The organism is Sphingopyxis granuli NBRC 100800 (assembly GCF_001591045.1).
GTDB classification, from domain to species: domain Bacteria; phylum Pseudomonadota; class Alphaproteobacteria; order Sphingomonadales; family Sphingomonadaceae; genus Sphingopyxis; species Sphingopyxis granuli.
This window is the reverse complement of the sequence record NZ_BCUA01000177.1, coordinates 1-963: the sequence shown is the minus strand read 5'-3', so window position 1 is coordinate 963 and position 963 is coordinate 1. Positions and strand designations below refer to the sequence as shown.

At 65.0% G+C, this 963-nt stretch carries 1 pseudogene; it reads right to left on the bottom strand.

Annotated features, from left to right (window positions below):
* Positions 1-33: 33 nt before the first annotated feature.
* A pseudogene (locus SGR02S_RS19290) lies at positions 34-963 on the bottom strand (IS3 family transposase); the annotation flags it as partial.

The window sequence follows — 963 nt, the reverse complement described above, 5'->3', positions numbered from 1 at the left end:
GACCGGCCCCCACCGAGTGGTCCGATCGGATTGTTAGTGCATTGACGCCTCCATCGCCAGTGTTGGCCGTAGGTGGAGCGAAGCGGAACCGGAGGGCGACACTGGCGATGGAACAGCCTCTGGCGCCGGTGGTCGATATCCCAGCGAGCTGTGCGGCCGGACGGTGTTGTAATGACGCCTCCACGCCTCGATCAGGATACGAGCCTCGGCGAGCGAGTAGAAGATTTCGCCGTTGAGCAGTTCATCGCGCAGCGACCCGTTGAAGCTTTCGCAATAGCCATTCTCCCATGGCGATCCGGGCGTGATGTAGAGCGTCTTCACGCCGATCTGGGCGAGCCATTGCTGCACCGCCGTCGCGATAAACTCCGGACCATTGTCCGACCTGATATGCGCCGGCGGCCCACGCGTGACGAACAGCTCGGAGAGTGCCGCCAGCACGTCATCGCTCCTGAGCTTGCGCGCGACCGGCAGCGCCAGGCACTCCCGGCTCGCCTCGTCGATGATCGACAGGATCCGATATTTGCGACCATCGTGGGTCCGCCCTTCGACGAAGTCGTAGGACCAGACATGCCCGGGATATTCCGGCCGGAGCCGGATGCACGATCCGTCGTTCAGCCACAGCCGCCCGCGCTTCGGCTGCCTTTGCGGCACCTTGAGCCCCTCGCGCCGCCAGATGCGCTCGACCCGCTTGCGGTTCACATGCCACCCCGCATCGCGCAGCAACGCCGTCACCCGGCGATAGCCATAGCGACCATATTGCCGGGCCAGCGCGATGATATCCTCGGTGAGAGCGGCTTCGTCATCCGCCCCGCGAGGCGCCTTGCGCTGTGTCGATCGGTATTGCCCGAGCACGCGGCAGAGCCGCCGCTCGGACACCGGCATCATCCTTCTGATGTGGTCGATACAGCGCCTTCGGCGCGCGGGGCTCAGAAGTTTCCCCGGGCAGCTTCCTGCAGGATCAGC